This window comes from Isoptericola sp. NPDC058082, assembly GCF_042885055.1.
Lineage (GTDB): Bacteria > Actinomycetota > Actinomycetes > Actinomycetales > Cellulomonadaceae > Isoptericola.
On the sequence record NZ_JBHVSQ010000007.1, the window covers coordinates 164,117 to 182,116 of the forward strand.

An 18,000-nucleotide genomic window follows, 5' to 3' on the forward strand; every position below is an offset into this window, starting at 1 on the left:
TGTCCTCTCTTCCTCTGCCACGCGCCGGTGTGGGGCGGGTGGGCGGTTGTCCTACTCTTTGACGGGGGGGCCCTCTTTCCTGTCCACGCCATCAGGCGAAGAGGGCCGTGCCGTACTTGAGCAGGACGACGGCGGCGAGGAGCAGGAACCAGGCGGCGGTGAGGATGCCGAACGCGCCGGAGCGCACCAGCGACATCGCCCACGACTGCATCCGGGCGGGCCAGTAGAGGTTGTCCTCGAGGATGTTCCAGTGCAGCATCGACGCGAAGACCAGCGTCGTGGAGACGGTGATCGTCAGGCACCACGGGCAGAGCGCGCCGATGACGAACATCGACTGCCAGAACAGCCAGTACGCGAAGACGAACCCCAGCAGGTAGACGGTCTGGGCGGCCGTCATGAACCAGCGCGGGAACCGCACGCCGGCCAGGCCCGCGACGGCCACGGTGATGACCACGGACTCGGCGATCAGCCCGAGGAACGCGTTGGGGAAGCCGAACAGGCTGGCCTGCCACGACGTGCCGACCGTGCCGCACGAGATCACGGCGTTGATGTCGCACGCCAGCGCGGCGTCCGGGTTCGCCGCGAGCTCGACGGCGTCGACCGACAGCACGAAGGCCGCGACGAGCCCGACGAGCGCCCCGACGAGCATCTCGCCGAACAGCCAGCCGGCCGAGTGGAAGAACCCGCTCGGCCGGGCGGGCCTGTCCGTCAGGCCACCGCTTCCTGCGACAGGAACTCGACGAGGGCGTCGAGCGCGGTGCTGGCGTCGTCGCCGTCGGTCTCGGTGCGCAGCACCACCTCGTCGCCGACCGAGGCGCCGAGGGTCATGATCCCGAGGATGCTCGCGGCGTCCACGGCGTCGCCGCCGGCGGTCTTGGCGATCTTCACGGGCACCGGCTGCTGGCCGGCCTTCTGCGCGAAGAGCGCGGCCGGGCGGGCGTGCAGGCCCTCGGTGATGGCGACGACGACGGTGCGTTCCATGGGGTCCTCCGGGACGGTGGTCTGGACCAGTTCATCGTAGGGACGGGCCGCCGGGTTGGGAAGTCCCGCGCGCGCGGTCGATCGCCATGCCCACGGAGTCGAGCAGCCGCTCCAGCGAGGCCTCGAACGGCGTGGCCTCGGCGTCGAAGCCGCCCGCGTCCCAGATCCGCAGCATGGTGGGGTAGCGCTGCGGGTCGAAGTGGTCCACCCAGAAGCTGCTCATTGACGTCCAGTACTCGTCGTTGCTCTGCCCGGAGGCGTCCTTCTCCGCGGACTCCGCGACGGTCGAGCGCGCCAGCCCGCGCACGAACGCGTCGACGAGCCCGACGATCTCCACCACCTGACGCTCCGGCAGCCCGGTGTCCACGAGGGTGCGCAGCCCGCACTCCTGCGCGTCGAGGACCGACGGGGTGAGGGGCAGGCGCCACATGTTGGTCTGCAGGATCCACGGGTGGCGCTGGAACAGCTCCCAGTGCGCGCGGGCGTACGCGGCGAGGCCGTCGCGCCAGGTCGCCGTGGCGGGCGGCAGCCCGAGCTCGGCGAAGGCCCGGTCGATCATGAGGTCCAGCAGCTCCGTGCGCCCCGGCACGTACGTGTACAGCGACATCGCGCCGACGCCGAGACGTGCCGCGACCTTCCGCATCGACAGCCCTTCCAGCCCGTCGGCGTCGGCGATCGCGGTGCCCGCGCCGACGACGTCGTCGAGGGTCAGCCGGGCCCGGCGGCCGCGGCCCGACGGCTGCGGCGGGTCCCACAGCAGTGCCAGCCGCCGCACGACCTCGGGCGGGCGGGGGACGCCGTCGTCCGGCGGCTGAGGAGAAGTGCTCGACATGGCTCGTCATCCTCCCATCCCGGCGGTCCCGTCCTCGCGCACGGGTCTTGTCGGACCCCCTGGCTAGAGTCGAGACTAGTTCCAGTACAGCGTACGAGAGATGAGGGTGGAAGAGGTGCGGAGATGATTCGAGCACGAGGGCTGACCAAGACGTTCAGCCGTCGCAAGGAGACCGTCGAGGCGGTCAAGGCGATCGACGTCGACGTGGCGGAGGGCGAGCTCGTCGCCTTCCTCGGGCCCAACGGGGCCGGCAAGTCCACGACGCTGCGGATGCTGACGTCGCTCTTGGAGCCGACGGCGGGCGAGGCCACCGTGGCCGGGTACGACGTCGTCAAGAGCCCCGCGCAGGTGCGGGCCCGGCTGGGCTTCATCGGGCAGGGCAACGGCGGCGGCTTCAGCTACAAGGTGGCCGACGAGCTGCACAACCAGGGCCGCTTCTACGGGCTGCCGCCGGAGGTCTACAGGGAGCGCGCCGCTGACCTCATGGCGGCGCTCGAGCTGGGCGGCCTCGAGAAGCGGTCGGTGCAGTCGCTGTCGGGCGGCCAGCGTCGCCGGCTCGACGTCGCGCTCGGGCTGATGAACCACCCCCCGCTGCTGTTCCTCGACGAGCCCACCACCGGTCTCGACCCGCACTCGCGGGCCAACCTGTGGGGGCACATCACGGCGATGCGCGAGCGGTACGGGATGACCGTGGTGCTCACCACGCACTACCTCGACGAGGCGGACAGCATGGCCGAGCGCGTCGTCGTCATCGACCACGGCGAGATCATCGCGGACGCCGCGCCCGACGCGCTCAAGCGTCGGTACGCCGACGACACCCTCACCGTCGTCGTCGCGACCGACGACGGCGGGGCGGTCCGGGCCGCGCTGCCGGACGCTCTCGGCGACGTCGAGCTCACGGCGCAGGACGCCGGGCTGCAGGTGCGGGTCGGCACGGCGCAGGGCGCCGAGGCGCTGCCCGCCGTCATCGAGGCGCTCCGGGTGGCCGGCATCGCCACGACGTCGGCGAGCGCCCGCCAGGCCAGCCTCGACGACGTGTTCCTCAACCTCACCGGCCGGAGCCTGCGCGAGGAGGCGGCAGCATGACCGAGCAGACCCGCACCACCACGACGACGGCGCAGCACGAGGCGCCGCGCATCGTCACGCGCACCGGGCCGGGCAAGTTCGTCTCGGACACGGGGGCGGTCTTCACCCGCGAGATCCTGCTGGTGCTGCGCGACCCGTTCACGCTGATCTTCTCGCTGCTGCAGCCGCTGATCTTCCTCGGCCTGTTCGGGCCGCTGCTCACCGGCACGTTCGGTGGTGGCTTCGGCGGCGGGGGAGCGAGCACGGCGGACACCCTGCAGTGGTTCGTGCCCGGGGTGATCGTCATGATCTCGCTGTTCGGCACCTCGATGACCGGCTCGAACCTGCTGTACGAGATCATGACCGGCTCCTACGAGCGGGTGCTCGCGACGCCGCTGGACCGCTCGGCGATCCTCGTGGGCCGCGCGCTCAAGGAGTTCGCGCCGCTGCTGGCGCAGGGGCTGCTCATCGCCGTCGTGTGCATCCCCTTCGGGTTCACGTTCCATGTGCTGCCCGCACTCGCCGGCCTGGTGCTGCTCGGCGTGTTCGGCGTCGGGATCGGGGCGCTGTCGCACGCCCTGGCCCTGGCGTCGAAGAACCGGGAGTGGCTGTTCTGGGGCGTGCAGCAGTCGCTGCTGTTCCCGCTGCTCATCCTGTCCGGGATGATGCTGCCGCTCGAGGCCGGCCCGTCGTGGATGCAGACCGCGGCGAAGTTCAACCCGCTCACCTACATGGTCGACGCCGAGCGCGTGCTGTTCGGCGGCACGTTCGCCGACAGCGCCGTCCTGTGGGGGGTCGTCGCCGCGGCCGCCACCTGCGCCGTCGGCCTGCTCGTCGGGATCCGCGCCACCCGCAAGGCCGTGTGACGTGCTGTGCGCATGAAGGGGGCCCGCTCTCGCGAGCGGGAGTGGGCGCCCTTCGTGCTCGCGGCGATCGGTCAGCGGCCGGTGTTGTTCATCTCGTCGGGGTGGGAGCCGATGCGCTCGCCGCGGTCGAGGCCGGTGATGGAGGCCATGTCGCCGCCGGAGAGCTCGAAGTCGAAGATCTCCAGGTTCTCGCGGATGCGCGACGGCGTCGCGGACTTGGGGAAGACGACGTCGCCGCGCTGCACGTGCCAGCGCAGCACCACCTGGGCGGGGGTGCGGCCGTGCTCGGCGGCGATGCGGGCGAGGGTCGGGTCCTCCAGCACGCGGCCGCGGCCCAGAGGGGACCAGGCCTCGGTGACGATGCCGTGCTCGGCGTCGAACGCGCGGACCTCCTCGTTGCCGAACCACGGGTGGATCTCCACCTGGTTGACGGCGGGCACCACGGTGCCCTCCGCGAGGATGCGGCGCAGATGGTGCGGCTGGAAGTTCGACGTGCCGATCGCGCGGGTGCGGCCCGAGCGGTACAGCTCCTCGAGCGCTCCCCACGCCTCGACGAACCGACCGACGGCGGGCAGCGGCCAGTGGATGAGGAACAGGTCCACGTGGTCGAGGCCGAGCTCCTCGAGCGACCGGTCGAACGCCTCCAGCGCGGCGTCGTGCTCGTGGAACGCGTTGTTCAGCTTGGTGGTGACGAAGAGCTCGTCGCGCGGCAGCCCGGCCGCGGCGATGGCCTCGCCGACGCCGCGCTCGTTGCGGTACATCTGCGCGGTGTCGATGTGCCGGTAGCCCGCCTCGAGGGCGGTCAGCACCAGCTCGCGCGTCTCCTCCGGCGGGACCTTGAAGACGCCGTAGCCGAGCTGCGGGATCGACGTGCCGTTGTTCAGGGGCAGGGACGGGATCTCGGTGCTCATGTCACCCATCTTGTCGCGGACGGGGCGGTGCCGCAGCGAGATCGCGTCCGCGCCGGTGAGGGGCGCGCCGCCGAGATGACGGCGCTGCGTGATCGATCCCATGGCGCCCGGGGTCGCCGTCCCACGGGTGCCGGGAGCACGCTGGAGGTGTCGTCCCGGCGGCCCGCAGCCGCCCAGTCAGGAGGCCCGATGTCGCCCGAGCAGGCACCGTCCGACCAGGTCGAGGTGTACTTCGCGTCGTCCGCGTCGGGCATGGTGCGCCAGTTCTGCGAGCGCCTCGGCCGCCCCGCCCACGACCTCGGCGACCGCGCGGTGCGCCGTGCGGTGCCGGACGGTCCGTGGGTGCTGGTGACGCCGTCGTACAAGACCGGCAACCCGGACAACGACACCCTCCCCGAGCCGGTGCGCCGGTTCCTGCGCGACCCCGTGACGCGACGCCGGCTCGTGGGCGTGATGGGGTCGGGCAACCGGAACTTCGGTCCGCACTACCAGGCGGCGGCGCGGCAGGTGGCGCGTGCGTCCGGGCGCCCGGTGCTGCTCGAGTTCGAGCTCCAGGGCACGAGGTGGGACGTCGAGCAGGCGCGCGAGGTCCTCGCCGCCCTCGACGCCGGGCTGCGCGAGCGGCACGCACGCGTGCCCGCCTGAGACCGCACGACCCGGCGGGGTGGCCGGCGGCGACGGCGCCGCCGCACGGTCAGCGCGGACCGGCCGCCCCGCCGTCAGGGGGAGCGCAGCAGCCGTCGTCGCACCTGTCGTCGTCGCACCCCTCGTCACCTGCGAGGAGCGCCCCGACAGGGGTGCAGCAGGCGTCGCCGCGCCAGGCCTCGACGCCCTCGCGCACCGCGAACCCGGCGATGACGAGCGCCGCGAGCGGGTCGGCCCACGACCAGCCGAGCGTGGCGTTGAGGACGAGCCCGACCAGCAGCACCGCCGACAGGTACGTGCAGATCAGGGTCTGCTTCGAGTCGGCGACGGCGGACACCGAGCCGAGCTCGCGGCCGGTGCGCCGCTCGGCCCACGACAGGAACGGCATCACCGCGAGGCTGACCGCCGCGAGAGCGATGCCGACGGGGGAGTGGTCCGGGTCGGCCGCGCCGAGCAGCGTGCGGGCGGCGTCGACGGTGACGAACAGCGCCAGCCCGAAGAACGACAGCGCGATGAGCCGCAGCGCCGTGCGCTCGCGGCGGTGCGGGTCCGGCGCCGCGAACTGCCAGGCGACCGCGGCCGCCGACAGCACCTCGACCACGGAGTCCAGGCCGAAGCCGACCAGCGCCGACGACGACGCCGCGCGCCCTGCCGCGATGGCCACGACCGCCTCGACGACGTTGTACGTGATCGTCGCGGCGACGATCCAGCGCACCCGGCGCTCGAGGAGCGCGCGGCGGGCGGACGGCAGGGGGTGCAGCGGGAGGCTCGTCACCCCGCTGACGGTACACGGAGACCTGTACCGTCGACCAGGGCCGGCGGGGGCGGCCCGGGTGGCAGGCATGCTGTACCCATGGCGAAGAGTCTCCCCCTGGGCCCCACGGTGATCGACGACGACCGGGAGGTGCGGTTCGTCGCGGGGCCGAACCAGTTCGCGATCAAGCTCAAGGACGGGCACCTGCACGTGCGCGCCATCGACGCCGGCGAGGGCGAGGCCCGGATCACGGTCGCCCCGACGTCCCGGAGCACCCTCGACCTGCGCATCGAACGCCGGTCCCCGCAGAGCCCCGTGGAGGTCGAGGGCCCGACCGTGCGATAGGGGCGCAGGTCACGGCACCCGGACTGCGGCCCTGTCGGCGGGTGGCGCACAATGGAGGGGTCGGAGGTGTTCCATGGTCACGATCGACGAGGCGCGCGCCGCCAAGCCCGCCCTGCGCGAGGCGCTCGAGAGCGTCGAGGGGGTGCGCGGCGTCGGCCTCGCCCAGCGCGGCGACGAGACGGACTGGGTGCTGCAGGTGAACGTCGTCTCCCTCAGCGCGCGCAAGGACGTGCCGCCCCAGGTGGACGGCGTCCCCGTGCAGGTGACGGTGGTCGGCGCGGTCACCGCGCTCTGACGTCCTGACGCTCAGGCGGCCAGCGCCGCGAGCGCGGCCACCTGCTCCAGCAGCTCGTCCGCGCCGACGGCGTCGTCGGGGTCGAGGAGCACCCGCGACACCGCCCCCAGCAGCAGCATCTGCACGAGCGCGCCCTGGGCGTCGGGGACCCCGAAGAGCTCGGCCAGCGCGGCGCGGGCGTGCGCGTTGTCGGCGGCGACGGCGGCGGCCCGCTCCGGGTCGCGCGCGGCGGCCGCGACGAGCTCGAGCTGCACCGCCCAGAGGGCGCGGTCGTCGGCGACCGACGCCATGACCCGCTGCCACACCGCGCGGAACCGCTCGCCCGGCGACGCACCCAGGTCCTCGGCGCCGATGGCCTCCAACGCGTCGCCCCAGTCGCGCAGGGCGTCGACGAGGGCCGCGTCGAGCAGCGCCTCCTTGCTCCCGAAGTGGTACCCGATCGCCGCGAGGCTCACGCCCGCGGTGGTGGCGACGTCGCGTGCCGACGTGCGGGCGTACCCCTTGTCGCGCAGGCAGGTCCGGGCGGCGGCGAGGAGCGCGGCCCTGTTGTCGGTGGAGCGCATGGTGCCCATGCTAGCTCGAACGTCTGAAACGAACGTCTTGCACGATCGTCTGAATCGGGTCTAGCGTGGTGCGCGCCACCTTCCCAGGGTCAGGAGAACTCCCATGAACCGCTCCGTCCTCGTCTCCGGCGGCGGCGTCGCCGGCCTCGCCCTCGCGCACCGGCTCGCCGCCCGCGGCGACGTCGTGACCGTCGTCGAGCAGGCGCCCGCGCCCCGCGACGGCGGCTACAAGGTCGACGTGCGGGGCGCCGCGCTACAGGTCCTGGACCGCATGGGCCTGCTCGACGAGGCGCGGAGCCTGCGCACGGAGGTCCGCGCGGGCACCGTCGTCGACGCCCGCGGGCGCCGGGCCGCCAGCATGGACGGCGACACCTTCGGCGGGCGCGTGCACGACGACGTCGAGCTGCTGCGCGGCGACCTGCACCGCCTGCTGCGCGAGGGGGCGGCCGGCGTCGAGCACGTCCACGGCGACTCGATCCGGTCCCTGGTGGACACCGGCGACGGCGTGGAGGTGGAGCTCGCCTCGGGTCGCACGGGGCGCTACGACGTCGTCGTCGGCGCCGACGGGCTGCGCTCCCGGACGCGGAACCTGGTGCTCGGGCCGGACGAGCGGCACGTCGTCGACCTCGGGTACTACGTCGCCGTGGCGACCGTCCCCAACCGGCTCGGCCTCGACCGCGAGGAGGTCACCTACGTGGGGCCCGGCCGCACCGCCCTGGTCTACGCCACGGCGCGGGAGGAGGGCGCGCGGGCGATGTTCCTGTGGTCGTCGGGGCCCCTCGGCCACCGGGACCTCGGGCGCGCGGAACGCGAGCGCCTGCTCGCCGACGCGTACGCCGGCGAGGGCTGGGAGGTGCCCGGCCTGCTGGCCGACGTGCCCGCCTCGCCCGACCTGCTGTTCGACTCCCTCAGCCAGGTGCGCGCCGAGCGGTGGTCGGCCGGCCGCACCGTGCTGCTCGGCGACGCCGCGTACTGCGCCTCGGCGGCGTCCGGGCAGGGCACGAGCCTGGCGCTCGTCGGCGCGTACGTGCTGGCCGCCGCCCTCGACGCGCACGACGACCCCGTCGCCGCGTTCGCGGACTACGAGCGCCGGATGCGCCCGTTCGTGGCGGCGAACCAGGCGCTCGGACCGGCGAACATCAAGCGGATGGTGGTCGCCACCCGTGGGCAGGTGCGCGCCTCGCTCGCGATGCTGCGGGTCATGGACAGGCTGCCCGGCAAGGACCGCATGATGGCCGCGATGACGGCGCCCATCCACAGGGCGGCCCACGCCGTCGAGCTGCCCGACGCCGCCTGAGCGGCGTCACGGGCGCTCGTCACCTCGGCTCGTCACTCGCCGCCCGGGGGAGCGCCGATCGCCCGGTTGTAGACGACGTCGAGCTGCTTGGCGAGTCGCCAGACCTCGGCGAGCACGACGACCAGGCCGACCGCCGCGGTGATCAGGCCGAGGTAGTACGGCACGTCGCCGCTCGGGGGCTGCTCGTCCTCCAGGACGACCATCCCGTCGACGAGCATCTGCTGGCCCGCCTGGAACAGGACCAGCCCGACGACCAGCAGGACGATCCCCACCACCAGCGCCGTGGCGGACGGCTTGCGGGGCGGGAACTCGGGGTCGACGGAACCGCCGGCGGCGGGGACGGGAGCTGCAGCGGGCGCGCCGGCGTCGTCGGTCATGGGCACAGTGTGGCGGCCGTCCCGGTCGCCGGGCCGCCGTGACACGGGTGAACCCGGCCGATCCCGCAGAATGGATCGGTGAGCTCCTCCCGACTGCCCCGTGTCCGTGCCTCCGAGCTGGTCGGCCGCGGCTGGCTCAACACCGGCGGCCGCGGCGCGGAAGCCGGGTACCTACGGGTGATTGCCACGCGCCACCCTTGCCTGATGTGAGAAGGCCCGCCAGCATGTCCTCGTGACCTCAAACGAAACCCCGACGGTGGCGTCTCTGCTGAGCAAGATCTCCCTAGGTTCACCCGTCGCCGAGTTCGACACCGCTCTCGCGGACTATTTCATTGAAACCGACACGTTTGCCCGCCTAAGGCGTGATGAGGGCGACACGGTCGCCGGGGACAAAGGAACCGGAAAATCTGCCCTTTTTAGGATCCTCAAGGAGCGTTACACTTCTTACGCCGATCTAGGCGATGTCGAAGTGCTCCCCGCATTCAACCCGGCCGGGACCCCCGTCTTCCAGCGCCTCCTCGACGCCGGCGTGCTGCAGGAGCCTGAGTACACGCGAGTGTGGAAAGCCTATTTCCTCATGTTGGCAGGGAACTGGCTCCTTGAATTGCATGGCGATGCTCGCCCCGGGTCACTAAAGCGTCTTGATGAAGTGCTGACCAAGGGGGGGATGCGTTCGAACAACTCGGCGCCGCAATCACTATTCTCCCAGTTGGTCGATATTCTCCGGCCCGAAACAGTCGAATCAACGTGGACTATCTCGCCAGACGGCATACCGCTCGTTGCCACGAAGGCTTCATTTGGTCGACGCGGAAGCCGGGCCCTGGAGCCCGCTGAATTCGTGCGGCACGACGATGCGTTGCGATTGCTCGAAAACTGTCTCGAAGAGACCGGTTTCAAGCTGTGGCTTGTCTTGGATCGGCTGGATGAGGCTTTTCAGGCGACGCCAGATGTCGAGCACCCTGCACTGCGCGCATTGTTTCGCGCGTACCTTGACATGCAGGACTTTACGCATGTTCGACCCAAGTTGTTCATCAGGAACGATCTCCTCGGACGTGTGATCGTCGGCGGTTTCGTCAACCTTACCCACGTAAATGCTCGAAAAATCACCATCACCTGGGAGGATGCCGATCTTTATGCCTTGCTGATTCAGCGCATCAAAGAATCGCGCGACTTTGTTGCCGCGGCCGATCTCGATGGAATGAGCGACGATGAAATCTTCGACCGAGTTTTTCCTGCCCAGGTTGATCCTGGTCTACGACGTCCGACGACATGGAAATGGATTCTTACTCGGATTCGAGATGGCAACGACGTAAAGTCACCTCGAAATCTTGTCGACCTCGTCACGAAGGCGGTAGCTGCACAGCAACGTCGCGAGGCCAGCGCGGGTCGAAACTATGTTGCCGGCGAACCGCTTCTTACGGGTGACGCGCTGAAGCGCGCCCTGCTTGAACTTAGTAAAGAGCGTGTTGAGGACACGCTACTTGCAGAGGCAGGTTCCGCCGCGGCTACGGTGCGGCTTTTTGAGAATGGCAAGGCGGAACATAATCCGGAAAGCCTTGCGACAATACTCGGACCGGAGAATGGCGATGCGATAAAGCGCCTTGTAGGACTCGGGTTTCTTGAGCAGACCGGGCCGACATATAAGGTGCCGATGCTCTATCGTGGCGGGATGGCTATTACCAACGGAAAGGCCTTCGCGTCTGGCGGCAAGGGCGATGGAGAAGTCGTTGATGACGGTGATGAACTCGATTAGACATCCATCTAGGTAACCCACTGCGAATTCCAGTGGGTAATGACTCGATCCGATATGCGAAGCACCTCGCCCTCCGGGCAGGTGGGTGCCCCATTGGTTGCTGTATGTCAAATCTGACTGAGTTTCCTTCGGACTTGCTCAAGGTAACCCGTGGTGGTTGACACCGGGAGGCGGGAAGGGCGTAACTCCGGGGAGGTCTGGGCGGCGAGCAGGGATACCACAGCGGTCTCATGACTGGAGGGTCTCGGTCGGCAGCCCGAGTTTGCCGAAGCGTCGCCGGGCCGCCGCGACACGGGTGCACCCGGCGGATCCCGCAGAATGGATCGGTGAGCTCCTCCCGACTGCCCCGCGTCCGTGCCTCCGAGCTGGTCGGCCGCGGCTGGCTCAACACCGGCGGCCGCGACGTCACGCTGGCCGACCTGCGCGGCAAGATCGTCGTCCTCGACTTTTGGACCTTCTGCTGCATCAACTGCCTGCACGTGCTGGACGAGCTGCGCGAGCTGGAGGAGCGGCACCGCGACGAGCTGGTGATCGTGGGCGTGCACTCGCCCAAGTTCGCGCACGAGGCGGACCCGGACGCGCTGGCCGCCGCCGTCGAGCGGTACGAGGTGCACCACCCGGTGCTCGACGACCCGGAGCTGGTCACGTGGGGCGCGTACACGGCCCGGGCCTGGCCGACGCTCGTCGTCGTCGACCCGGAGGGGTACGTCGTGGCGCAGATGGCGGGGGAGGGGCACGCGTCGGCGATCGAGGCGATCGTGGACGAGCTGGTCGCCGAGCACGACGCGAAGGGCACGCTGCACCGCGGCGACGGGCCGTACGTGCCGCCCGAGCCCACGTCGGGCACGCTGCGCTTCCCGGCCAAGGCGGTCGCGCTGCCGTCCGGGAACCTGCTCGTGGCCGACGCCGGCCACCACGCGCTGGCGGAGCTCGCCCCCGACGGCGAGACGCTGGTGCGGCGCATCGGCTCCGGCGAGCGCGGGCTCGCCGACTCCCGCGGCGACGCGGCCCCCGACGAGGCGCGGTTCAGCGAGCCGAACGGTCTGTGCCGCGTGCCGGACGAGCTGCGCCCGGCGCTCGGGTACGACGTGCTCGTCGCCGACACGGTGAACCACGCGCTGCGCGGCGTCGACCTGGCGACCGGGCGCGTGCGAACGGTGGCCGGCACGGGCGAGCAGTTCATGGTGGGCGGGCAGGAGAACGTCGTCGGGTCGACCGACGCGTTCGACCCGGCCGCGACCTACCCCGCGGCCGCCGTGCGCCTCAGCTCCCCGTGGGACGTCGCGTGGTCGCCGCGCCTCGGCGCGTTCGTCGTCGCGATGGCCGGGAACCACACGCTGTGGGCGTTCGACCCGGTGGCGAGCGACGGGCACGGCTCGATCCGCCTGCTCGCCGGCACGATGAACGAGGGGCTGGAGGACGGGCCGGGCGCCGACGCGTGGTTCGCGCAGCCGTCCGGTCTGGCCGCCGCGAGCGGCCCCGACGCCGCCGACGCGCTCTGGCTCGCCGATGCCGAGACGTCGGCCCTGCGCCGCGTCGTGCCCGCCGCGGACGGGACGGTCGCCGTGAGCACGGCCGTCGGGCAGGGGCTGTTCGACTTCGGCCACCGCGACGGCGCGGCCGGCGAGGCGCTGCTGCAGCACCCGCTGGGCGTGGCGTCGCTCCCCGACGGCAGCGTCGTCGTCGCCGACACGTACAACGGCGCGCTGCGGCGGTACGACCCGGCGGCGGGCACCGTGACGACGCTCGCCACCGGCCTCGCGGAGCCGAGCGACGTGCTCGTCGAGACGTCCGACGACGCGGTCCACCTGCTCGTCGTGGAGTCCGCCGCGCACCGGCTGACCCGGGTCGCGCTGCCCGCCGACGTCGCGGGCCAGGTGCTCGACGGCGGTGCGCACCGGGTGGCGCGCCCGGCGACGGAGGTCGCGCCCGGCGAGCTGCGCCTGGACGTGCCGTTCGTGCCCGCCCCGGGCCAGAAGCTCGACGTCCGCTGGGGCCCGTCCACCGAGCTGCGCGTCAGCGCCACCCCGCCCGAGCTGCTGCTCGACGGCGCGGGCGACGGGACCGACCTGGACCGCGTGCTGGTGCTGAACCCGGACGTCGCCGAGGGCGTGCTGCACGTGACCGCGAAGGCGGCGTCGTGCGACGTCGTCCCTCTCGGCCCGGACGGCGAGCCCGACCCCGACGTCTTCCCCGCCTGCCACCTGGCGCAGCAGGACTGGGGCGTGCCCGTGCGCGTCACGCCCGACGGCGACGCGACGCTCAGCCTGCCGCTGCGCGGCTGACGCGGGCCGAGGCCGCGGCACCCTAGGGTGCCGGTCGTGACCACACCGAGCACCACACCGAGCACCACACCGAGCACCGCCGACGTCCTCGTCGCCGGCCCCGCGTCCTGGAACCGGATCGTGCACCTCGACGCGCTGCCCGATCCCACGCCCCACACCGTGTTCGCGCGCGGCGCGTACGACACGGTCGGCGGCACCTCGGCCGGCAAGGCGCTCAACCTGGCGAGCCTGGGGCGCGGCGTCGTGCTGCGCACGGTGCTCGGGGACGACGACGAGGGCGCCCGCGTGCGCGCGGTGCTCGACGACGCCGGGGTGCGCGTGCTCGCGGAACCGTCCCCGGACGGGCGCACCGAGAGCCACCTCAACCTCATGGACACCGGCGGCGGCCGGCTGTCCGTCTACCTGCGCGCGCCCGGCGAGGTCGCCGCCACAGGGCCCGGCTGGGACGCGGCGCTCGCGGCGGTGGACGCCGCCGCGGCCGTCGTCGTCGACCTCGCGGCGCACTCCGTCCCCGTCCTGGTCGCGGCCGCCGAGCGGGGCCGCGACGTGTGGGTGGACCTGCACGACTACGACGGAGTCACCGCGTTCCACCGCCCGTGGGCCGACGCGGGCACGCACGTGTTCCTCAGCTCCGACCGGCTTCCCGACCACCGCGCCTTCATGGCCGAGCGGCTCGACGCCGGGGCCCGGCTGGTGGTGTGCACGCACGGCGCCCGCGGCGCCACGGCCCTCACCGCCGACGGCTTCGTGGACGCCCCCGCCGAACCGGTGGACGACGTCGTGGACACCAACGGCGCGGGCGACGGGTTCTTCGCCGGCTTCCTCGACGCCCACCTGGGCGGGGCGGACCTCGCCGAGGCGCTCGCCGCGGCCGCGGCCCACGCCGCGCGGGTGGTGCGCAGCCCGGGCCTCGCGCCTGCCGGCTGACGCGTCTCCCTGCGCTGGCGCTCACGTCGCCGGCGCCGTCGATCACGTCAGGGGGGCATCAGGCCAGGCCGACGTCCCGCGCGACGATCGCCGCCTGCATCCGCGACACCACGCCCAGCTTCGCGAGCACGCGCGACACGTGGGTCTTGGCCGTCGCCTCCGTGATCACCAGCTCGTCCGCGATGCCCTGGTTGGACAACCCTCGGCCCAGGGCGCCCAGCACGTCGACCTCGCGCGGCGTGAGGTCCCCGAGCCGGGGGTCCACGAGGCTCGGCGGCCCGGCGGCGGGCATGGCGGCCGGCGCGACGCCGGTCCCCGACAGCTGGGCGAGCACGCGGCGGGTGACCTCGGGCGCGAGGACGCCGTCGCCGGCCGCGACGCGGCGCACGGCGTCGAGCAGCGCGGCGGGCTCCGCCGTCTTGAGCAGGAACCCGGCGGCGCCCGCGCGCAGCGCGCCGTCCACGTACTCGTCCAGGTCGAACGTGGTGAGCACCAGGACGTCCGCGAGGCCCTGGGCGGCGATGGCGCGCGTGGCGGCGATGCCGTCCGTCCCCGGCATGCGCAGGTCCATGAGCACGACGTCGGGGCGCAGCGCGCGGGCGTTCGTCACCGCGGCGTCTCCGTCGGCCGCCTCGCCCACCACCTCGACGTCGTCCGCCGCGTCCAGGAGCATCCGCAGCCCGGCGCGGATCGCGGCGTGGTCGTCCGCGATCAGCACGCGGACCGTGCCACCTGCCGTGCCGCCCGCCGTGCCGCCTGCCGCGCCGTCCCGGGTCGCTGGCGTCGTCATCTCCTGGTTCCCCCGTTCTCTCGGCCGTTCTCCGCACCGGCCGGCACCCGCGCGCGCACGGCCCACCCGCCGTCGTCCGTCGCGGCGGCCTCGAAGGTGCCGCCGAGCGCCTCCGCACGCTCGCGCATCGTGAGCATGCCCGTCCCGGCGCTGAGCGGCAGCCCGGCCGCGCCGGCGGGCGAACCCTGCCCCGTCGGCGGAGCCGCGTTCCGCACCTCCAGCGCCACCGCACCGCCGCGGGGCCGGGGCTCGCGGGTCAGGCGCACCGTCACCGGCGCCCCGGGCGCGTGCTTGCGGGCGTTGGTGAGCGACTCCTGCGCGATCCGGTACAGGGCGTGCCCGACGGCGGCGGGCAGCTCGGCGCGGGCGACCCCGTCCGGGTCGTCGGCCGTCACGACCGTGCCGCCCGCCCGGGCGAGGTCGAGCAGGTCGTCCAGGCGGTCGAGCCGCCCGGGGGCGGCGAGCGGGTCGCGCGCCGAGTCGGCGCGCAGCAGCTCGATCATGGACCGCATCTCCGTGAGCGACGCGACCGCGCTCGCCCGCACCTGCTCCAGCGCTCCGCGGTCGCGTGCGACGTCCGGCGGGACGGCCAGGGCGGCGCCGGAGTGGATCGCGATCGTCGACAGGTGCGAGGCGATGACGTCGTGCAGGTCGCGCGCCATCGCGGCCCGCTCCGCCCGCACGGCCTCGTGCCGGTCGAGCTCGGCGATCCGTTCGAGGTCCGAGGCGCGCTTGCGCTCCAGCTCCGCCGCCCGGGCAGCCTCGTCGGCCCGTGCGCGCTCCACCGCCGCGAGCTCGGACTTCTGCCGCACGTTGTCGGCCCACCACATCGGCACCAGCAGGATCGCGCCGAACTGCAGGCCCGCGTAGACGAACATCCGCGCGTCCCGGGTCACCTCGCCGACCGCGATCGCACCGCCCACCGCCAGCACGAGCGCCGTGCTCCACAGCCAACGTCGCGCCGTCGGGCCCGTCCACAGCGCGGCCGCGTACAGCAGGTCCCAGAACACGAGCATGATCGCGAGGCTGCCGCCCCACAGGACGTCGACCGCCGTCACGACGGCGCCGCCCGCGAGCGCCAGCATCGGCCGCGACCGCTTGGCGAGGGTGATCGCGCAGCCGACCGCCAGGAGCGCCACCCGCCACCAGGGCTCGGCCTGGGCCGTCAGGGGCGGGTCCCAGGTGTAGAGGTCGACGAGCCCGACCTCGAGGAACAGCCAGCCGAGGAGGAACAGCGTCACCGCGGTCGTGACGTCGCCGCGCCGGTCGTCGCCGCCCCACACCCGCACGAGCCTCCCGAGGAGGGTGGGGGCGGGGCGGTCGGTCGTCACCGCACCATCCCAGCACAGGGCGTCCCGCGGCGGATCGGTCGAAGGGTGTACCCGTGCCGCGTGTCCCACCACGGTGCAGGATCAGTCGTTCGGGCGACGACGGCATCCGTGCCGCGCCGCGAGGATCGTCGGCATGGACCTCATCGACGTCGGCGGGCTGGAAGGCGCGGGCCTCGGCGTGCTCGCGGGAGCGCTGGTCGTGCTGGCGCTGATCGACTCGACCAGCTTCGGCACCCTGCTCATCCCCGTGTGGCTGCTCATGGCGCCCGGCCGCCCCCGCCCGGCGCGGCTGCTCGCCTACCTCGGCACCGTCGCCGGCTTCTACCTCGCCGTGGGGATCGCGGTGATGCTCGGCGCGGGCGCCCTGCTGGACCGGTACGGCGACGCGCTGGACTCGCGGCCGGCGATGCTGCTGCAGCTCGCCCTCGGCGTCTTCCTGTTCGCCATCAGCTGGCGCTTCGACGGCAAGAAGGCCGAGGCCCGGGCCGCGCGCCAGGGCGCGAAGTCCGGGCGGCTGGTGCGCTGGCGGGCGCGGGCGATGGGCATCGAGGCGGGGACGACGACGCCCGGCGGCCCCGTGCCGGGCCTGCTGCCCGGCACGACCCCGACGTCGACGGTCGCGGCGCCGCACGCGTCGCTGCTGCCGCTGCTGGGCCTGGCGCTCGGCGCGGTGGCGCTCGAGGTCGGCACGATGCTGCCGTACCTGGCGGCGATCGGCCTCATCACGACGTCGGACCTGGGCACCGGCACGAGCCTCGGCGTCCTCGCCGCGTACTGCGTGGTCATGGTGCTGCCGGCGCTGCTGCTGCTGGGCGGGCGGCTCGTCGCCGCACGGTTCGTCGAGCCGTTGCTGGCACGGCTGGAGAGGTGGCTGTCGAGGAACGCCGCCGAGCTCACGGGGTGGGCGCTCGGGATCCTGGGCGTGCTGCTCGCCCTCAACGCCCTCGGCCGGCTCGGCTGGACCGGTTGACGCGTCAGGCGTCCAGCTCGTCCAGCACCCGCTGGAGGTTGGCGCGTGCGGTGCGCGCGTACCCGGCCACCCAGTCGCCCTCGTACGCGCGGGGCACGATCTCCACGACGAGGAGGCAGGCGAAGTACGCCCGGTAGAGCCGCAGGCGCTGCCAGGCGTCGGGGTCGCCCGAATCGGGCGTGCCGTCGCCGACGCCCAGGTCCCCGCCGGCGTCCCGGTACCCGGCGAGCAGGTCCGCGTCCACCGCGCCGGCGCCGAGCTGGTCGGCGCCGACCAGCTCGAACAGGGGGTCGCCCCACAGCGCCCGCTCGGCGTCGATCGCCCCGACCACCGTGCGGTCGGCGGGGTCGAGCAGGAGGTTGCCCGGCCAGAGGTCGGCGTGCACGAGCCGCGGCGTCGTGACGGCGGCGAGCAGGTCGTGGTGCCGCTCGACGGCGGCCACGAGCCGGCCGGCGGGCAGGTCGACGCCCCAGCGGGCGGCGTCGTCGAGGGCGGCGCGCACCATCCCGGCGAACGCCTCCGGCCAGGTGGCGGCGGCGAGCCCCGACTCGGGCGCCGGGTAGCCGAACCGGTCGCGGGCGTCGTCGTCGCGGGCGAGGCGGTGCAGCCGGGCCATGAGGGCGCCCAGGGAGCGGCGGGCCCGGCCGGCGGTCGCCCCGTCCAGCTCGAGGGTGCTCCACAGGTCGCCGTCGAGGAAGGTCGTGACGAGGGCGTCGCCGTCCACGTGGGCGCGGGTCGTGTCGAGGTGCAGCACCCGCGGCACGGGCAGCCCGGCGGCGTGGGCCACCCGGTCGACCGCCGCCTCCGTGCCGAGCACGCCGTGCTCGTAGCGCAGCAGGCGGGACGTGTCCGCGCCGGTCACCTTGACCACCACCGTCCGCCCGTCGGCGAGGTCCGCGCGCAGCACGCTCGCGAACAGGCCGCCGCTCAGCGGGATGACGCGTCGCACGACGCCCAGCGGCGCGAGCAGCGCGACGACCTGTGCGTCGGAGACCGCCGTCTTGGTGAGCACG

Annotated in this window: 20 protein-coding genes; 10 read left to right on the forward strand and 10 right to left on the reverse strand. The window is 73.1% G+C overall.

Features of this window, described 5'->3' with window-relative positions:
- Window positions 1–91: 91 nt before the first annotated feature.
- The 3 genes from ACFVS0_RS11985 to ACFVS0_RS11995 are packed head-to-tail and all read right to left on the reverse strand — an operon-like array spanning window position 92 to window position 1,813.
- Window positions 92–649, reverse strand: a complete 558-nt coding sequence (locus ACFVS0_RS11985) for a vitamin K epoxide reductase family protein (RefSeq protein ID WP_430562770.1) — start codon at window positions 647–649, stop codon at window positions 92–94.
- A gap of 59 nt (window positions 650–708) precedes the next feature.
- Entirely contained in the window at window positions 709–981 is a 273-nt protein-coding gene (locus tag ACFVS0_RS11990) for an HPr family phosphocarrier protein (protein ID WP_430551653.1), read from the reverse strand.
- Window positions 982–1,012: 31 nt separating this feature from the next.
- Complete coding sequence (locus ACFVS0_RS11995; protein WP_430588090.1) at window positions 1,013–1,813, reverse strand: TetR/AcrR family transcriptional regulator; 801 nt, start codon at window positions 1,811–1,813, stop codon at window positions 1,013–1,015.
- 123 nt (window positions 1,814–1,936) lie between these two features.
- Here ACFVS0_RS11995 and ACFVS0_RS12000 point away from each other — a divergent pair, with 123 nt between their 5' ends.
- Window positions 1,937–2,899, forward strand: a complete 963-nt coding sequence (locus ACFVS0_RS12000; RefSeq protein ID WP_430551655.1) for an ATP-binding cassette domain-containing protein — start codon at window positions 1,937–1,939, stop codon at window positions 2,897–2,899.
- Window positions 2,896–3,744, forward strand: coding sequence for an ABC transporter permease (locus ACFVS0_RS12005; RefSeq protein ID WP_430562773.1), 849 nt, complete (start codon window positions 2,896–2,898; stop codon window positions 3,742–3,744). The genes ACFVS0_RS12000 and ACFVS0_RS12005 overlap by 4 nt, the downstream gene beginning before the upstream one ends.
- A 71-nt stretch (window positions 3,745–3,815) precedes the next feature.
- On the opposite strand, the gene ACFVS0_RS12010 is transcribed toward ACFVS0_RS12005, so the two are convergent.
- Complete coding sequence (locus tag ACFVS0_RS12010) at window positions 3,816–4,655, reverse strand: aldo/keto reductase (protein WP_430551710.1); 840 nt, start codon at window positions 4,653–4,655, stop codon at window positions 3,816–3,818.
- Between the two features lie 189 nt (window positions 4,656–4,844).
- Here ACFVS0_RS12010 and nrdI point away from each other — a divergent pair, with 189 nt between their 5' ends.
- On the forward strand, window positions 4,845–5,300 hold the full coding sequence (gene nrdI, locus ACFVS0_RS12015; RefSeq protein ID WP_430588091.1) for a class Ib ribonucleoside-diphosphate reductase assembly flavoprotein NrdI: 456 nt from the start codon (window positions 4,845–4,847) through the stop codon (window positions 5,298–5,300).
- Between the two features lie 49 nt (window positions 5,301–5,349).
- On the opposite strand, the gene ACFVS0_RS12020 is transcribed toward nrdI, so the two are convergent.
- On the reverse strand, window positions 5,350–6,075 hold the full coding sequence (locus ACFVS0_RS12020; protein WP_430588092.1) for a cation transporter: 726 nt from the start codon (window positions 6,073–6,075) through the stop codon (window positions 5,350–5,352).
- Between the two features lie 78 nt (window positions 6,076–6,153).
- On the opposite strand from ACFVS0_RS12020, the gene ACFVS0_RS12025 reads away from it, so the two are divergent.
- Both ACFVS0_RS12025 and ACFVS0_RS12030 read left to right on the forward strand, forming a co-directional pair.
- Window positions 6,154–6,399, forward strand: a complete 246-nt coding sequence (locus tag ACFVS0_RS12025; protein ID WP_430588093.1) for a hypothetical protein — start codon at window positions 6,154–6,156, stop codon at window positions 6,397–6,399.
- A 73-nt stretch (window positions 6,400–6,472) separates the two neighbouring features.
- Complete coding sequence (locus ACFVS0_RS12030; RefSeq protein ID WP_430551660.1) at window positions 6,473–6,694, forward strand: hypothetical protein; 222 nt, start codon at window positions 6,473–6,475, stop codon at window positions 6,692–6,694.
- Window positions 6,695–6,705: 11 nt separating this feature from the next.
- Here ACFVS0_RS12030 and ACFVS0_RS12035 read toward each other — a convergent pair whose 3' ends face one another.
- Window positions 6,706–7,257, reverse strand: coding sequence for a TetR/AcrR family transcriptional regulator (locus ACFVS0_RS12035; protein WP_430588094.1), 552 nt, complete (start codon window positions 7,255–7,257; stop codon window positions 6,706–6,708).
- Window positions 7,258–7,360: 103 nt separating this feature from the next.
- On the opposite strand from ACFVS0_RS12035, the gene ACFVS0_RS12040 reads away from it, so the two are divergent.
- Window positions 7,361–8,554, forward strand: a complete 1,194-nt coding sequence (locus ACFVS0_RS12040) for an FAD-dependent monooxygenase (RefSeq protein ID WP_430588095.1) — start codon at window positions 7,361–7,363, stop codon at window positions 8,552–8,554.
- Between the two features lie 32 nt (window positions 8,555–8,586).
- Here ACFVS0_RS12040 and ACFVS0_RS12045 read toward each other — a convergent pair whose 3' ends face one another.
- A complete protein-coding gene (locus ACFVS0_RS12045) occupies window positions 8,587–8,931 on the reverse strand; it encodes a hypothetical protein (protein WP_430588096.1) in 345 nt (114 codons plus the stop codon).
- A gap of 232 nt (window positions 8,932–9,163) precedes the next feature.
- Between ACFVS0_RS12045 and ACFVS0_RS12050 the strand changes: the two genes are divergently transcribed.
- The 3 genes from ACFVS0_RS12050 to ACFVS0_RS12060 all read left to right on the forward strand — a co-directional run bounded on the left by ACFVS0_RS12050 (window position 9,164) and on the right by ACFVS0_RS12060 (window position 13,896).
- On the forward strand, window positions 9,164–10,684 hold the full coding sequence (locus ACFVS0_RS12050) for a P-loop ATPase, Sll1717 family (RefSeq protein ID WP_430588097.1): 1,521 nt from the start codon (window positions 9,164–9,166) through the stop codon (window positions 10,682–10,684).
- 326 nt (window positions 10,685–11,010) lie between these two features.
- A complete protein-coding gene (locus ACFVS0_RS12055; RefSeq protein WP_430588098.1) occupies window positions 11,011–12,969 on the forward strand; it encodes an NHL domain-containing thioredoxin family protein in 1,959 nt (652 codons plus the stop codon).
- A gap of 36 nt (window positions 12,970–13,005) precedes the next feature.
- Entirely contained in the window at window positions 13,006–13,896 is an 891-nt protein-coding gene (locus ACFVS0_RS12060) for a carbohydrate kinase family protein (RefSeq protein ID WP_430588099.1), read from the forward strand.
- Window positions 13,897–13,954: 58 nt separating this feature from the next.
- Here ACFVS0_RS12060 and ACFVS0_RS12065 read toward each other — a convergent pair whose 3' ends face one another.
- Together ACFVS0_RS12065 and ACFVS0_RS12070 are read right to left on the reverse strand one after the other, a co-directional pair.
- Window positions 13,955–14,569, reverse strand: coding sequence for a response regulator (locus ACFVS0_RS12065; RefSeq protein WP_430588124.1), 615 nt, complete (start codon window positions 14,567–14,569; stop codon window positions 13,955–13,957).
- 113 nt (window positions 14,570–14,682) lie between these two features.
- Window positions 14,683–16,017 carry a sensor histidine kinase gene (locus ACFVS0_RS12070; RefSeq protein ID WP_430588100.1) on the reverse strand — a complete coding sequence of 445 codons (1,335 nt, stop codon included), beginning with the start codon at window positions 16,015–16,017 and terminating at the stop codon, window positions 14,683–14,685.
- Between the two features lie 133 nt (window positions 16,018–16,150).
- On the opposite strand from ACFVS0_RS12070, the gene ACFVS0_RS12075 reads away from it, so the two are divergent.
- On the forward strand, window positions 16,151–16,987 hold the full coding sequence (locus ACFVS0_RS12075; RefSeq protein WP_430588101.1) for a GAP family protein: 837 nt from the start codon (window positions 16,151–16,153) through the stop codon (window positions 16,985–16,987).
- A 4-nt stretch (window positions 16,988–16,991) separates the two neighbouring features.
- Here the strand turns inward: ACFVS0_RS12075 and ACFVS0_RS12080 are convergent, their stop codons facing one another.
- Complete coding sequence (locus tag ACFVS0_RS12080) at window positions 16,992–17,999, reverse strand: phosphotransferase family protein (protein ID WP_430588102.1); 1,008 nt, start codon at window positions 17,997–17,999, stop codon at window positions 16,992–16,994.
- Window position 18,000: the final 1 nt, after the last annotated feature.

Coding starts and splice junctions, on each gene's coding strand:
- ACFVS0_RS11985 (WP_430562770.1), bottom strand. CDS start 649: ATGCTCGTCGGGGCGCTCGTCGGGCTCGTCGCGGCCTTCGTGCTGTCG.
- ACFVS0_RS11990 (WP_430551653.1), bottom strand. CDS start 981: ATGGAACGCACCGTCGTCGTCGCCATCACCGAGGGCCTGCACGCCCGC.
- ACFVS0_RS11995 (WP_430588090.1), bottom strand. CDS start 1,813: ATGTCGAGCACTTCTCCTCAGCCGCCGGACGACGGCGTCCCCCGCCCG.
- ACFVS0_RS12000 (WP_430551655.1), top strand. CDS start 1,937: ATGATTCGAGCACGAGGGCTGACCAAGACGTTCAGCCGTCGCAAGGAG.
- ACFVS0_RS12005 (WP_430562773.1), top strand. CDS start 2,896: ATGACCGAGCAGACCCGCACCACCACGACGACGGCGCAGCACGAGGCG.
- ACFVS0_RS12010 (WP_430551710.1), bottom strand. CDS start 4,655: ATGAGCACCGAGATCCCGTCCCTGCCCCTGAACAACGGCACGTCGATC.
- nrdI (WP_430588091.1), top strand. CDS start 4,845: ATGTCGCCCGAGCAGGCACCGTCCGACCAGGTCGAGGTGTACTTCGCG.
- ACFVS0_RS12025 (WP_430588093.1), top strand. CDS start 6,154: ATGGCGAAGAGTCTCCCCCTGGGCCCCACGGTGATCGACGACGACCGG.
- ACFVS0_RS12030 (WP_430551660.1), top strand. CDS start 6,473: ATGGTCACGATCGACGAGGCGCGCGCCGCCAAGCCCGCCCTGCGCGAG.
- ACFVS0_RS12035 (WP_430588094.1), bottom strand. CDS start 7,257: ATGCGCTCCACCGACAACAGGGCCGCGCTCCTCGCCGCCGCCCGGACC.
- ACFVS0_RS12040 (WP_430588095.1), top strand. CDS start 7,361: ATGAACCGCTCCGTCCTCGTCTCCGGCGGCGGCGTCGCCGGCCTCGCC.
- ACFVS0_RS12045 (WP_430588096.1), bottom strand. CDS start 8,931: ATGACCGACGACGCCGGCGCGCCCGCTGCAGCTCCCGTCCCCGCCGCC.
- ACFVS0_RS12065 (WP_430588124.1), bottom strand. CDS start 14,569: ATGCTCCTGGACGCGGCGGACGACGTCGAGGTGGTGGGCGAGGCGGCC.
- ACFVS0_RS12075 (WP_430588101.1), top strand. CDS start 16,151: ATGGACCTCATCGACGTCGGCGGGCTGGAAGGCGCGGGCCTCGGCGTG.